Below are 14,652 nucleotides of genomic sequence, written 5' to 3' on the forward strand. Positions count from 1 at the left end.
AATGGTGGTTTTTGATTATTCATTTAACGGGGCGATTGTCCTATTTCAGGATTGGCCGCCAGTATTTTTGTAGCCACCGGATAAATATACCGGTTGCTGTTGGGCGCCAGGGTGATGTTGCCGCTGCTCCACGGATGGGTGATTGTTTTAGCCAACGCCGGTTCTTTATTCAGGCGTTTCAGATCCGCCAGGCGATAACCACGGCCCATCAGTTCCCGCCGTCTTTCATCGAGTACTTTATGCAGCGCATCTGTGGCGTCTGTAGCAGTGAGCGGAATATATTTATCCGTCGTAAAGCGCTTGATACGTAAGGCATTGAGCGTTGTCATTGCCGTACCCGCCTGGCCTGCACGGGCTTCGCATTCCGCTTTCGTTACATACATTTCACCTACTCTCGGTCCTACCTGCCGCGCTTCAAATGGGGAAATATAACTGAAGAAAATACCATCGTATTCAAAAAGCAGCTGGTCACCAATACCGAAAACTTTCCGCCGTAAATCATCCGGACCGAGCAGGTTCAATAACTCCGGGCTCAGTGCAAGTGGACCGTCCTGGTTATAGGCAGCTTTCATCAGAATCACTTCCGGATGCTGATAGGCTTCCGGGATACTCATAAAATCGAGTGGATTATTCGTGTTGGCAAAAGTGCGCAGATCATATAAATCTGGCTGCAGGTTCAGTGTACTGTCGGCATACATTAACGCCGACGGGTAATTTCTCATGTACAGGTAAGTACGTGCCAGCAAAGCAAATGCAGCCGCTCTGGAAGCATGTATTTTAGAGGCAGGCAATTCCGGTAATGCTTTCACCGCACTGAGCAGATCATCCAGTACCTGCTGGTATACCTGCTGTACGGAAGCACGCTGTAAATGCTGTGTATAGCCAGGTTCAAGCAAGAGAGGCACTCCGGCGTCCTTTGAAGCCGTAGCGGCATCATATTGCACTGCATACTGGTTCACCAGCATCAGGTAAGCAAATGCGCGATGTACTTTGGCTTCACTGATCAATGCCTGCTTCTCTTCTTCATCACCATCCTTCACCCCATTGATCCCAGTGATCACCACATTGCTATAATACACCTGTTTGTAATACAGGTTCCATTCCTCATCGTCTTCTGAAGGGAGGTAATTTGTTTCGGCCCAGGAATAGATATTCAATACCGATTGTGGCCGTACTCCGGTATACATAGCAGTATCGGTAAAAGCAATATCATCTGTCATCAGGTCTGTAGTGCCCCCGGCCAGATTGAACACATCGCTGTTGTTCAATAAAAGCCGGAAGTCAGCTACAGTGGTTGGTACTATTTTTCCCTGCGGGGTGATGTCCACATATTTGCGGCAGCTGCTGAAAAACAGCGCTATCAGTATCCACCCGAAATATTTTAATCTGTTCATAATCGGCAATTGAAGAAATTAGAAATCTGCTTTTACACTGAACACCAGCGACCTTGCCGGCGGCAAAACTACACCGGGCGTATAGTCAAGCGACGACGACGCACTGATAACGCCACCCGGTACATAATCCGGATCAATCCCTTGTTTATTGGCCGTCCATAAGGCCAGGTTGCGGCCGGAAAGACTCACATTAATTCCTTTGGCAAAACGTCCTTTAAACCACTGATCCGGCAACTGGTAGTTGAGTGTTAATTCACGCCAGCGCACATAACCTGCGTCTTCCACAAAATTGTCGCTCAAACGGTAGTTATACAATGATCTGTGCACGGCATCTACCGCAGGCACATCTGTCAGTAATTCATCTCCTGGTTTCTGCCAGCGACGGGCAATATCTTTGTTGGCACTTCTCAGATAAGGCGCATTATAATAATCATCAACACCGGGGCGCAGGAATTTATGACCGAACTTCCAGGTAAATAAAGTATACAGCTCAAACCGGCCATAGCGGAAGGTTTGTGTAAGTCCGCCGAAATAAGGCGCTACACTCACTCCCTGGTAAGCCACGCTTTGCAGGTCTTTTTCATCCAGCAACTTATTATCGTCTGCTGCCACTTTCTGATCTTTCCCGTTATATAACATCGCTACCCCTTTATCATTAATTCCTGCAAAACGATAGGTGTAAATGCTATTGAGCGATTTACCCTCAATAGGGTTGCCTGCTCTCGTATAATAGGTGACAGTATTCTGCTGGAAATATGCTTTGGACACCTTACTGGTATTGTAGGAGAAATTGGCGGCTGCCTTCCAGGTAAAACGTTTGGAAACAATGATGCTGCCGCCTACTTCCAGGTCTACCCCGTGGTTGGTCATCTCCAGTTTATTGGTCAGCAAAGTATTAAAGCCATAGGTAGGATTGATTTCTACATTTCCCAGCAGGTCGGTGCTGTTTTTCCGGTAGATATCCAATGTAGCGGTCAACCTTCCGTCGAAGAAACCGGCATCCAGGCCCACATTGAAAGTGGCCACTTTTTCCCATCGCAGTAAGGGATTGGCAGGATTATACACCGAGGCGTATTGCTCATTGCTGAATGGATTCGGACCACCTGCCGCCTGTGTAACCAGGTAGGGGCTGGTGGTTTTATTCACATTCCCGTTGAAGCCATAGGTGGCGCGCAGGTTCAGGTGTGAAAGCGGTTTCCATTGCATAAACGATTCATCGTTGATGCGCCAGAGGCCACCGATAGACCAGAGCGGAACGGCGCGGTATTCTTTGGAAACACCAAACAGGTTGCTGTCGTCTTTACGGATGCTGCCCGACAGCGAATATTTTTCATGCAGGGTATAGGTAAAATTGGCAAAGGCAGAAGTATAGCGGTCCCGCTGATTCTGAAAACTTTGCATTGCTGCCACTTTCTGATTGCCGCTGGTGGTTTTATACACCGTGTTATAATTCACCACGCCGGACGACAGCAACCGGTCGTCGTAACCATAGGCGCGATTGGTAAAACCGGAAGTGAGTGTTTCACGGAACTCTCCGCCCATAACGATATTTAAAGCCTGGTGGCCTTTCAGGTTAGGATCAAAACGGATCAAACCTCTCAGGGTATAGTTCTGTTGCTTTCCATCGTTACGTGTCAGCATTCCACCGGCTGGTACGCCCCTTTCGTGGGTGGTGGTCACCGTAAAGCTGTTCACCATATCGCGGGCGGCATAGCTTTGCGGGTTGGCATATTGGCGGTTGCCATCTGCTACTTTCTCCAGCATATACCTTGCTTCTATACTGAGGGTGGGCGCAATTTTATATTGCAGCCCGGTGTTGAAACGCCAGGCAAGCGATTGATACGTATTATCGGCGTTGGCCAGTTCATCGATGTAGTTATAGCGCCAGGGTAAAAATCCTTTCTGTTGCAGTGAATCCAGGATACGGCCGGGATAGCGCTGCGCAAAGTTGACGGATTGTCCATTATCATCCACCAGCTGATCGTAGGGAGATAAGGGATAGGTACCTCCCTGCAGGGAACCCAGGCCAAGGCCATTGTTCTTCATCTGCAGGGAAGTCACAAACATATCCGCGGTGAGTGACAGTTTTTGGGAAAGCCGCGTTTCATTGTTGAAGTTCACGACCATACGGCGACTGTAATCGCCTTTGGTATTTGCATATTCATCGGTATAGGAAGCCGAGAGGTAATTGCGCATATGCGTATTGCCACCGGAAACGGAAACATCATATTGTTCGCTGAAAGGGGAACGCAAAATATAGCGCTGGTACTGATCGCGTATGTCCCTTCCCTTTAGCTGGTTGATCGCTGCATCCAGTTGTTGCTGGCTGATCTTACCGTTTTTAAATTGCAGGTACAGATCTGCACCGGTAGTGAGCGGCGGATTGGATAACAGGAAGGGAGAAGACGGCAAAGGCAGCAGGCCTTTATCTACCAGTTCTTTTTCCAGTCCCAGGTAATCCGTAGCACCGGCCATCGGCAGGTAATCGAGTCGTGGCCTGCCGGTGGTGGTGAGGGTAGCAGAAGCCCGCACTACCGGCGCCTGGTTAAAGGCTGCCTTTTTTGTTTCGATAACAATGACGCCGTTGGCTGCACGCACGCCCCAGATAGAAGCAGCGGCAGCGTCTTTCAAAACGGTAATATAGGCGATGTCGTTAGGATTGATATTCACCAGGTCCAGTTCTGTTGGAAATCCATCCAGTACAATCAACGGTTTTTTCTCCGACAGGATGGTAGATACACCACGCACGCTGAACTGGTCCCTGTTTTTAAACAGGTTGCGGTCAGGCTGCCCCACATTCACCTGCAGGCCACTTACGCTGCCTTCCAGTTTTTCTACCAAGCCTACGGCAGATCTGCGTTCCAGGTCTTTTGCAGTCACGAGGCCGAAAGAGCCGGTCGCTCTTTCCTTTGGGATATATTGATACCCGGTAGATACTTCCACCTGTTTCAGCTGGATATTATCGGCGCCCATCACAATGTGAAGGGTGGTTTGTCCCTGTAAGGGTGCCAGCACGGGCCGGTTGCCGATGAAAGATACAGACAGCGCCGGCTCCTCTTTGTTGACCCGTAACCGGAAATTTCCCAGCTGATCGGTCACAGTGCCGTTGTTGTTTTTTGCAGCGGCTACTGTGGCACCGGCAACGGGATATCCTTTTTCATCCGTTACGGTTCCCTGCACCCACATTTCATTTTCAGGCAGCGCCACCTCCGTGGAAACCGGCGGTGCAGGCTGTCCTTCCCGCTTGCGTACATCGCGGATAATAGTGTAGGTATTGTCATTGACGTACAGGAAAATGAATCCGTTCGGATACAATACCTCTTTCAATACCTCCTCTACTTTACGGCTGCGCAGGTTGCGCAGGTCGGCGGTTGTTTTGACGTTGTCGAGCAACTCATTTTCGTAAACGAACTTTGTACCCAGTTCACTGGTAATTTTCTTTAGCGCAGCCGCTACCGGCACGCCCGTTGTTTGTGCATAAGCTGGCGACAGCCACCCTAGCAGCACACACACTACTACGGCAGTTTTAATAAACTGAAGCATCCCCTTCATAATGGTTGATTAACTGGTTGATAATAATAGTCAGCAATGTCAGGGTCTCGCCCTGAATAAAAGTGTATCTGGTTGTTGTATGATGTCGATGTTGAATATTTTTGATAAGACGAAAAACAAATCCTCTTTCTTTTGCATCGGTATGGAGCCCGTCAGCTTCCGGTTGGCCAGGGAGCTGTCTTCCAGTATAACATGATAGCCGTAGTTATCTTCCAGTAGTTGTATCACTTCTCTGAGCGTGGTGCCTTCCAGTACCAGCTGGTGACGCGTCCACGCAGCGGCGGCAGTGGTATCCGTTTTGTGTGTAACGGCAACTGCCTGCAACCGGTTGTATTCCCAGCCTTCTCCGGGAGAGAGGATGATACCTGCAGCCGGATTATTTTTTACATTGATGCGGATGCGGCCACGTTGCAGCACCACCACGGTTTTATCGCGCCGGTCTTTTACATTAAAAGCGGTTCCCAATACCGTTACGCTGACATCCTTTACATATAAACGGAAAGTATCTCCCAGGTGTTTTACATCAAAGAAGCCCTCTCCTTCCAGGAATACTTCCCTTTTACCGCTCCAGCGCCAGTTACGGGCGTAAGACAGCCGGGAATGTGCATTCAGCGTTACCTGCGAATGATCCGGCAGGGTGATCTGCCGGGAGTCGGCATAACCGGTTTCATACACCACGGTGCCGGTAAGATATTGATAGACCCCGGTGGCGATGAGCAGCAATAACACGGCTGCTGCCAGGCGGAAGCGGTAACGACGCAGGAAGGAAATTCGCGGAGGAGCAGCAATGCCGGCTTCCACCTGCTGCCAGATTTTGCGGCGGGCAGCTTCATTATATTGCATCACCGGGCGTTCCAGCAGATACATCATTTCTCGGGCATCCTGCATCAGTGGCTGCTTTTCCGGCCATGCCGCAGCTACGCGGTCCCAGTAAACCTGTGACAACGGTTCCGGAAATTTTACGTACCGGATAAAATTTTCATCTGCCAGAAAATCTATGGCCTGGTAACCGGAATAATCTTTTTCCAACTCATCCATAAAGTAGCCCTTGCATCTCTTTCCTCTTAAGACACAAGATTAAAAGGGAATTATCCCATTTTCTACACTTACGGAAAAAAAAAATTTTCAGGACCTTTTTAAGATGTAAAGGATCAGGAGTAAAGTGAAGTCGCCAAACTGTTCGCGTAAACGCTCCAGGGCGCGGTAGATCAGCTTGTAAGTGCCGCCGATATTCATGTGCATGATCTCTGCGATCTCCTCATAGGAGAGATCTTCATAATATTTCAGGAACACGGCTTCCCGTTGCCGGTTCGTTAAAGTACTGAGCAGGGCATCCACTTTGGCAGTGAGTTCGGCCATGCGCTCTTTCCGGATCAGGGGATGTTCATAAGTAAGATCAAGCTGAAAAGGTATATGCTCTCCCGCCAGCTCTTCCTCATGCCTGGAAGGGCTGTACTCCAGTTTACGGAGCAGGATACGCCGGAAAGATAAATAGAGATACTGCTTCACTACTGCCGGACGCGCAATCCGTTCCCTGTTCTGCCATAGCTTCAGGAAAAGATCCTGCATGCTTTCTTCTATGCAGACATTATCAGGTGTAAATTTAAATCCGTAGTTCGTGAGCGGGGAATAATACTGTTCATATAATCCTTCCAGGGCTTTTACATCTCCTTCTTTATAGGAGTACCATAATTCATTATCATGCATGACGTTGGAATAATGGGATTAGTTCCATAGAAAGGGAGCAAAATACAGCAAAATTCGCATGTGACAAAATGCAGCGCCGTTGCCCCGGGGAAAATAACCGTTCCTCTTTTTTTGCTTCTGCTGGTATTATAATTTTTGTTAAATTAGCTTAACACACTGTGCTAAAGTAATTGATGTAGATAAGTTTCCCCGGTAAGTTTTTGCTATACTATTTAAACAAAAAGTCGGAGCCATAAATAAACCAACTGCTGCCGGGACAGCGATAGTGGTCAACCAGAATCAGTCTAAACCCTTAAGTGCCTCATATGCATTCAACCAAAAGATGTAGACAACCAGGTGTATATACCTGTTCCCCTGCATTGCCCGGATTATATTCAATTAAATCGCTGTTAACTATGAAGCTTCTGTCCCTTTTTCTGCTCGTGCTTACGTTGCCCGCTAGCGCCAGGGATTCCCTGGAAAAATTACCTCCTGATGTATTCCGGCAGGGCGCTAAACCCGCCGCCCCCATACACGGCATTATCCGGAACAATAAAGGAGAGCCTTTGGTGGGCGCGTCCGTAAAAGTAAAAGGTACCACACGTGGCGCTATTACCAACTCCGCCGGTGCATTCGATCTCGACGTACCCGAAGGCGCTACCCTGGTAGTATCTGCTGTAGGCTATAAAACGCACGAAGTAAAAGCCCAGAATAACCTGGTACTTGCCCTGGAAGATGATGTAACGGAATTGGGAGGCGTGGTGGTAACCGGTTTCCAGAATATCGACCGTAAGAAATTTGCCGGAGCCGCTGTTACCCTGAAAGCAGATAACGTGAAAATAGACGGGGTCACCGATGTAAGCCGTATGCTGGAAGGCCGCGCCGCCGGTGTCAGTGTGCAAAACGTATCCGGTACTTTCGGTTCTGCACCCAAAGTACGTATCCGTGGCGCTACTTCTATCTCCGGTGAAAACAAACCATTGTGGGTGGTGGATGGTGTGGTACTGGAAGACATCGTGAACGTATCCAACGAACAGCTCACCAGTGGTAATATCAATACCCTCCTGGGTTCAGCCGTAGCCGGACTGAATGCCAACGATATTGAAACTTTCGACATCCTGAAAGACGCCGCAGCCACCGCACTGTATGGCGCCCGCGCCATGAACGGGGTGATCGTGATCACTACCAAAAAAGGTAAAGCAGGCAAGGCCGTCATCGCTTACACCGGCAACTTCGGTGTACAACTGAAACCTTCCTACGAAAACTACGATATCATGAACTCGGCCGACCAGATGTCGGTATACGCAGAACTGGAACGTAAACAGCTGCTGCCCTACGCAGGACTGATCAACGAATCCACCTCCGGTATCTATGGTAAACTCGGAAGATTGCTGCAAACACCGGACGTGAATGGTAAGTTTGCCGTAGAAAACACCCGGGAAGCCCGTCAGGCTTTCCTGATGCGCTACGCCAACGCCAACACCGACTGGTTCGATATCCTGTTCCGCAACTCTCTCACACAGGAACACTCACTGAGCCTGTCTACCGGTACCGATAAATCACAGCTCTACCTGTCTACCAGCTTCTTCAACGACCAGGGCTGGACCATCGCAGATAATGTGAAAAGATATACGGTGAACATGCGGGCCAACTACACCCCCAACAGCAAACTGAGCTACGGCCTCCAGATCAATGGTAACGTAAGACAACAACGCGCACCGGGTACGGAAGACCGCAAAACAGACGGCGTGGAAGGTACCTACAAAAGAGACTTCGACATCAACCCGTTCTCCTATGCACTCAGCACCAGCAGGGCCATGACCGCATACGATGAACAAGGAAATCTCGAATACTTTACACGCAACTTCGCACCGTTCAATATCATCAACGAAACACGCAACAACTTCACGGACCTCAGTGTGATCGACTTCAGATTACAGGGTAACCTGAATTACAAATTCAATTCGCATTTCAACTACGACTTCACCGGCGCTATCCGTTATGCGCGGACCACGGCGGAACATAAATCGAATGAAAATTCGAATGAAGCCAACGCCTACCGCGCCAACGGCAACGCCATTATCAACGACCGGAACCCTTTCCTGTATAAAAACCCCGACTTCCCCAACGAACCGGCGGTGGTAGTTCTGCCCTATGGTGGTTTTTATAAAAGGAACGACGTGGAACTGAAAAACTACACCTTCCGTAACCAGTTCAACTATAACCAGTCGTTCAATGACGATAAACACCAGGTAAGCGCCCTCGTAGGACAGGAAGTAAAATATGCCGACCGCCAGACGTCTAACAGCACCGGCGTAGGCTACCAGTACAATTCCGGAGGTACACCTTTCGTGGATTACCTCTTCATCAAAAAAATGTCGGAAAGCAACAATGCCTATTATGGACTGACCAACGACTACGACCGCTTTATTGCGTTCTATGCCAATGCCAGTTACACCTATAATAATAAGTATACCCTGAACGCTACCGTACGTGAAGATGGTTCCAACAGACTGGGTAGTTCTTCCAGCGCCCGCTGGCTGCCCACCTGGACAGTAGCCGGTAACTGGAACGTAGACCAGGAAGAGTTTCTGAAAAATTCATCTGCCGTTAGTCACCTCATGCTGAAAGCCAGCTACGGTTTGAACGCCAGCACCGGTAGCGCTACCAATACTACGGCTATTCTCCGCTCCTTTGTTACCAGCCGGCCTTATGTGTCCGACCAGGAAACAGCCATCCTGATACAGGCGCTGGAAAATGCGGACCTTACCTGGGAGAAAAAGTATGAACTGGATCTCGGCGCGGATATGGGCTTCTTTAATGAAAGACTTGGATTGACCTTTGACTATTACCGCCGGAAAAGTTTTGACCTGATCGGGTTAATCAAAACTTCCGGAGTAGGTGGGCAGGTAAACCAGTTTGCCAACTATGCCGATATGAAATCACATGGTTTCGATGTGGCGCTCACCGGTAAAATCATTGCACATAAAAATATAGGTCTTACCAGCACCCTGATCTTCAGCTACAACAATACCCTGATCACCAATGCCAAAAACAACCCGGTAATTTTTGACCTGGTAGGAGAAGGCGGCGGTCCGCTGGAAGGTTATCCTGTAAGAGGATTGTTCTCCCTGCAAAACGCAGGACTGGACCCGCAAACAGGTGTACCACAGTTTATCAGCGATACCGGCGGTGTTTCCCCTGGCGTATACCTGCAAAGTCATAACCTGAAAAACCTGAAATACGAAGGCCCTTCAGATCCTACCATTACGGGCGGCTGGAGCAATACCTTCCGTTACAAGGATTTCTCTGTGAGCGCGCTGGTCACTTACCAGGCAGGTAACAAAATAAGGCTTACACCCGTGTATACCCTCGACTATACCGATTACAATGCCTTACCCAATGAATTTAAAGGAAGATGGAGTTTGCCGGGAGATGAAAAGAAAACAAACATTCCTTCCATCCCCGATATCTATACAAAAACAAACCTGAATACGTTGTCGGCTTTCCCTTACAATAACTACAACTACTCTCATGACCGGGTAGCAGATGGAGGTTTTGTAAGACTGAAATCAGTATCCCTGAGTTACCAGCTTCCGGCGCCTTTGATGGGCAGGATCGGGTTTAAGGGCGCATCCGTAACAGTAACGGGCAACAATTTATGGTTGATTTATGCTGATGAGCGACTGCATGGACAGGATCCGGAATTCTATAATACCGGTGGGGTGGCATTGCCCATCAACAAACAGATCACCGCTTCATTAAGAGTGAGCCTTTAATTCAAAAAGTATTTTTATGAAAAAACGATTGATCTATATAGGCTTGTTGACCGGTCTTCTTGTGGCAACAGGCTGTAAAAAATACCTGGAGACGCTTCCTGACAACAGGACAGTGATTTCCAATCCGCAGCAGGTGAGCCAGTTGCTGGCCACTGCTTATCCACACGCTTTGTACATGCTGTTTTGTGAAGCATTGAGCGACAATGTGGAAGACAAAGGCAATTCCGGCGTAGGGGTGGATCCGCAAACATTCCGCATCAATACGCAGTCGTTCAAATACCAGGATGCGGATGATGTAACGTCCGATGCGCCCATCGCTTACTGGGATTCCTGCTATGCAGCCATTGCCGCTGCTAACCAGGCATTGTCCTATTGCAACGGTCCGGATTCCGCCAATTACTCCACCCAGAAAGGAGAAGCACTGGTATGCCGCGCATATGCACACTTTATGCTGGTAACCCTGTTTGCCAAAACCTATAACCCGGCCACAGCCGCCAGCGACCCAGGCATTCCTTATGTGACTACAGTAAGTAAAAATGTGTTCGCCAAATATGACAGGAGCAACGTAGCCGCCGTGTATGCAAAAATTGAAAGCGACCTGACTACGGGTTTGCCATTGCTGAAAGATGAAGCCTATGGCAATACGCCAAAGTATCATTTCACCGTGCAGGCAGCACATGCTTTTGCTTCCCGCTTCTATTTATTCAAAAAGGACTACGAAAAAGTAGTGACGCATTCCAGCGCTGTTTTCGGCAGTAAAGATCCGGCTACACTGATCCGTAACCAGATAAAATTCTACGGCCTGCCTTATAATGATATGGTGGTGGAATACTTTAATTCGCAGAACGCTGCCAATATCCTCCTGCAGGAAGCCCCTGGCACCAAGTACCCGGCAAATTATTATGGCTACCGCTACGGACTGGGTTCTAATGTAAACCGCGCGCTGATCCTCAACTCCAATGTTACCGGTGGAAGCCTGGCGATACAAACCTACGGCAGCGGACCACAATATTTCAACTTCCCGAAATTCAAAAGCGATGTAAAAGTAGTGGCGCTGTTCAGCATGGATGAAGTATTGATGAACAGGGCCGAAGCATATATCCGCTTAAAAAATTATAACTCGGCACTTACCGATCTGAATGCCTGGGTGAGTAATAACATTTCAGATTATGATCCGGCAGTAGATAATGTAACCATTCCAAAAATGATGGCCTTTTACAACACCACCCAGGATGATGCTATGATTCAAAGCCTGCTGTACATGAAAAGGGTGACCTATATGCAGGAAGGACTACGCTGGTTTGATATCCTCCGGTATGATATCCCTGTGGTACATGTGGGTTCTCCTGGTTTCAACACCACGCTGGTTCCCGGTGATAAAAGAAGATTGTTACAACTCCCGGCAGAAGCGGTCAATGATGGCATGCAGCTAAATCCGAGATAAACTAAAAAAAAGAGACTTATGAAACTGCATATAATTTCCGGCATCTTCCTCCTGTTACTCATAGGAGGCGCCTGCAAAAAAGAAACGGTGAATCTCACTACACCACCGGTAGGGCTGGGAGGAGATTCTACCGGCATTACACCGGAGGATGTTTTTATCCACGACAGCCTGATGGTGCCCTATAACATCGCGGTATACTATAAATGGTTGCCAGGCCAGCTGGATTTTCCTTACGCCATTGCACCACCAAAGGCAGAAAAAGTGATCCCGCTGCTGAAAGCACTGCTCGCAGTTACCTTCAGGCCATATAACGAGCAAACCGGCAGCATCCTTTTCCTGCAAAAGTATATTCCGAAAACGCTGAAACTGGCCGGCACAGGGCAATATGAAAGCAACGGATCTATTATACTCGGACAGGCAGAGGGAGGTACTTCCATGACTTTGTATGAACTCAACAATTTCACCAAGGCTGCCGCTGATTCCAATACGTTTAAAAGAATCGGACACACCATGCATCATGAATTCGGGCATATCCTGAATCAGAATATCCTGGTGCCTTCTTCCTTTAAAATGATCACCCCTGCCTATTCCGGCAACTGGTACAACATTTCAGACAGAGAAGCCAGGATGAAAGGATTTATTACTTCCTACGCCTCCTCCGATCCGAAAGAAGATTTCGTGGAAATGGTGGCCACGATGCTGATAGGCGCTGATAACGGGAATGCCGGTTATGATGACTATGAAAAGATACTGGAAGACCAGACCGATGGTCCCGGCACACCAGCATACGATGCGCTTAAGGCCAAAGAAGCGGCTGTAGTAGACTATTACGCCCGGTCATGGTCGATCGACTTTTACGCATTGCAGCGGAAATGCCGTCGCGCACTGGCAGCCTTTTATCAATAATTGTTTTTCACGCTGAACTATTTTTTATGAAAAAGATATGGATATATCTCCTGGGAGCCACGGTACTTTTTACCGGATGCAGCAGGAAATCAGACCTGAATATAGACGGCACTCCTACCGATGTGAGACTGGCACAGGCTTTGGCCACGTACCAGCAAAAGCTCACAGAGGCGCCTTATGGCTGGGTGTTCACAGAATATACCAATGGTACTTCTACCAACGGGGGCGTTACCCGCAATGGTCCGAAGGCCATCTTTACCTACTACATGAAATTCGGAAAGGATGAACAGGTATCCATGATATCCGACTTCAACCCCACCGCCGCATTGGTGTTCAACAATTCGGGATACCGGGTAAAAGCCGTGCAACGGCCCACCCTGATCTTTGATACATATAGCTACATCCATCTGCCCTGCGATCCGGATGCCAGTGTTTCCCACAGTCCATATGGTAATGGATTCAACTGGGGCACCGACTTCGAATTTGCTTTTGCAGACAACATCCCGGCAGCAGAACTGGGTGATACCATCCGGCTCACCGGCAACCTGAACAATGCCACCGGTATCCTGGTGAAAGCCACACAGGCGCAACAGCAAACTTTTACCGCGAACGGTATTGGTGGCTACACTGCTTTCAACCAGATCCTCAACTATTTCAAACGGGTAGCTGTAGGCGGCACTACACTGGAAATAACACCCGGCGTTGGCGGCAGATCATTTGACCTGAAAACAACCGGCAGCCAGACGATTACCAATGTGGGTGTACAATACACAGCCACCAGCATTCTCCTGGAAAGTCCGGTGACCGTAGGCAGCGTATCCATCAAAAGTTTCGACAACCTGATCTGGAATGGCGGTACAGGTACCATCAGTGCCAGCATCAATGGCAATACACCGGTGACTATTACTCCCGCACTTGCGCCACTCACTCCCGAACCCGATGTAGCGCTTAACTTTTACATTGCAGGATTGGATGGCGCCTGGCTGGCAGGTCCTGGCTTTCATGTAAGAGGAGTGGATGATGCTTATAATCTGTTAAAACTGCCTTATCCCGGAGGTACCTATTTAGCCATGGTATATTTACCAGGTAGGGTAAACGGCGGCGACCTGGATGTGTTATCTCCTTATTTCACGGGCCTCGATGATGGTTATCCTTACGTGTATGCCGGAGGCATAGCCCAACCCGGCATCACCCAGGGCAGACTTACATTCCGGATGCTGAATGGTGGCGACCCGGTGGTAAACCCGCCAGCACTAATAGCTACCAACCGGATATTCAATTTTGGCAGAACGGCAGCACCATATACCACCCCATCACCCGGCTTCTACATTGTCCGTAAAGCGGATGGCGTAACATTCGATATGGTCACCGCCGGTGATGCCCTCGGCTGGATATCATGGGCACTGCAATAGTTTTACCTTTAAAACACAAACACATGAAAAATATCATTCTCATAGCAAGTATTCTGCTGATTGGCAGTTACAGCGTATGCGCACAACAAGGCCCCTCCAGGGCACAGGTGGTAAAAGCAGGCGCCGATAAATCACTGGCAGCAAAAGATTACAGCCGCATTTTCTTACCCAATATCGGTGTGTCCGACGCACAAAAATCACAGGTCAATAAACTGATCCTGGAACTGTTTGATGCCAAAAGAGCGCTGCATGCACAGGACCGGAAAAATCCCGGCGTGTATGCACAACAGCAACCCGGTCTCTTTAATACTTTCAAAACAAAACTGACCGGCGTGCTCAATGCCCAGCAGATGAGTACTTTCCTGGCTTCCAAACCGGCAACGGATGATAAAGCCAATATGCTGAGTTCCATCTTCTATTAAACACAGCGATAAAATAAAAGAGCAGGGACGAAGGGCAATTGCCTTTCGTCCCTGCTC

General features: G+C 48.7%; 9 protein-coding genes. 5 read left to right on the top strand and 4 right to left on the bottom strand.

The window, feature by feature from the left end:
• Positions 1–23 precede the first annotated feature (23 nt).
• The 4 genes from BMW79_RS28755 to BMW79_RS28770 all read right to left on the bottom strand — a co-directional run bounded on the left by BMW79_RS28755 (position 24) and on the right by BMW79_RS28770 (position 6,653).
• Positions 24–1,394 (bottom strand): RagB/SusD family nutrient uptake outer membrane protein, encoded by a 1,371-nt coding sequence (locus BMW79_RS28755; RefSeq protein WP_089901512.1) that lies wholly within the window; start codon positions 1,392–1,394, stop codon positions 24–26.
• Between the two features lie 18 nt (positions 1,395–1,412).
• Positions 1,413–4,946, bottom strand: coding sequence for a SusC/RagA family TonB-linked outer membrane protein (locus BMW79_RS28760; protein WP_089901515.1), 3,534 nt, complete (start codon positions 4,944–4,946; stop codon positions 1,413–1,415).
• Between the two features lie 39 nt (positions 4,947–4,985).
• A complete protein-coding gene (locus tag BMW79_RS28765) occupies positions 4,986–5,984 on the bottom strand; it encodes a FecR family protein (protein ID WP_089901518.1) in 999 nt (332 codons plus the stop codon).
• An 87-nt stretch (positions 5,985–6,071) separates the two neighbouring features.
• Positions 6,072–6,653, bottom strand: coding sequence for an RNA polymerase sigma factor (locus BMW79_RS28770; protein ID WP_089901520.1), 582 nt, complete (start codon positions 6,651–6,653; stop codon positions 6,072–6,074).
• A gap of 395 nt (positions 6,654–7,048) precedes the next feature.
• Between BMW79_RS28770 and BMW79_RS28775 the strand changes: the two genes are divergently transcribed.
• The 5 genes from BMW79_RS28775 to BMW79_RS28795 are packed head-to-tail and all read left to right on the top strand — an operon-like array spanning position 7,049 to position 14,595.
• Positions 7,049–10,411: a SusC/RagA family TonB-linked outer membrane protein gene (locus BMW79_RS28775; protein ID WP_245752707.1), complete on the top strand. Its 3,363-nt coding sequence runs from the start codon at positions 7,049–7,051 to the stop codon at positions 10,409–10,411.
• A 16-nt stretch (positions 10,412–10,427) separates the two neighbouring features.
• Complete coding sequence (locus BMW79_RS28780) at positions 10,428–11,855, top strand: RagB/SusD family nutrient uptake outer membrane protein (RefSeq protein ID WP_089901526.1); 1,428 nt, start codon at positions 10,428–10,430, stop codon at positions 11,853–11,855.
• 18 nt (positions 11,856–11,873) lie between these two features.
• Positions 11,874–12,761: a substrate import-associated zinc metallohydrolase lipoprotein gene (locus tag BMW79_RS28785; RefSeq protein ID WP_089901529.1), complete on the top strand. Its 888-nt coding sequence runs from the start codon at positions 11,874–11,876 to the stop codon at positions 12,759–12,761.
• Positions 12,762–12,787: 26 nt separating this feature from the next.
• On the top strand, positions 12,788–14,173 hold the full coding sequence (locus BMW79_RS28790) for a DUF4302 domain-containing protein (protein ID WP_177192379.1): 1,386 nt from the start codon (positions 12,788–12,790) through the stop codon (positions 14,171–14,173).
• A gap of 23 nt (positions 14,174–14,196) precedes the next feature.
• Positions 14,197–14,595 (top strand): hypothetical protein, encoded by a 399-nt coding sequence (locus tag BMW79_RS28795; RefSeq protein ID WP_089901535.1) that lies wholly within the window; start codon positions 14,197–14,199, stop codon positions 14,593–14,595.
• Positions 14,596–14,652 lie beyond the last annotated feature (57 nt).

It is taken from the genome of Chitinophaga arvensicola (assembly GCF_900110835.1).
GTDB lineage: Bacteria > Bacteroidota > Bacteroidia > Chitinophagales > Chitinophagaceae > Chitinophaga > Chitinophaga arvensicola.

Coding starts and splice junctions, on each gene's coding strand:
- BMW79_RS28755 (WP_089901512.1), bottom strand. CDS start 1,394: ATGAACAGATTAAAATATTTCGGGTGGATACTGATAGCGCTGTTTTTC.
- BMW79_RS28785 (WP_089901529.1), top strand. CDS start 11,874: ATGAAACTGCATATAATTTCCGGCATCTTCCTCCTGTTACTCATAGGA.
- BMW79_RS28795 (WP_089901535.1), top strand. CDS start 14,197: ATGAAAAATATCATTCTCATAGCAAGTATTCTGCTGATTGGCAGTTAC.
- BMW79_RS28765 (WP_089901518.1), bottom strand. CDS start 5,984: ATGGATGAGTTGGAAAAAGATTATTCCGGTTACCAGGCCATAGATTTT.
- BMW79_RS28790 (WP_177192379.1), top strand. CDS start 12,788: ATGAAAAAGATATGGATATATCTCCTGGGAGCCACGGTACTTTTTACC.
- BMW79_RS28775 (WP_245752707.1), top strand. CDS start 7,049: ATGAAGCTTCTGTCCCTTTTTCTGCTCGTGCTTACGTTGCCCGCTAGC.
- BMW79_RS28760 (WP_089901515.1), bottom strand. CDS start 4,946: ATGAAGGGGATGCTTCAGTTTATTAAAACTGCCGTAGTAGTGTGTGTG.
- BMW79_RS28780 (WP_089901526.1), top strand. CDS start 10,428: ATGAAAAAACGATTGATCTATATAGGCTTGTTGACCGGTCTTCTTGTG.
- BMW79_RS28770 (WP_089901520.1), bottom strand. CDS start 6,653: ATGCATGATAATGAATTATGGTACTCCTATAAAGAAGGAGATGTAAAA.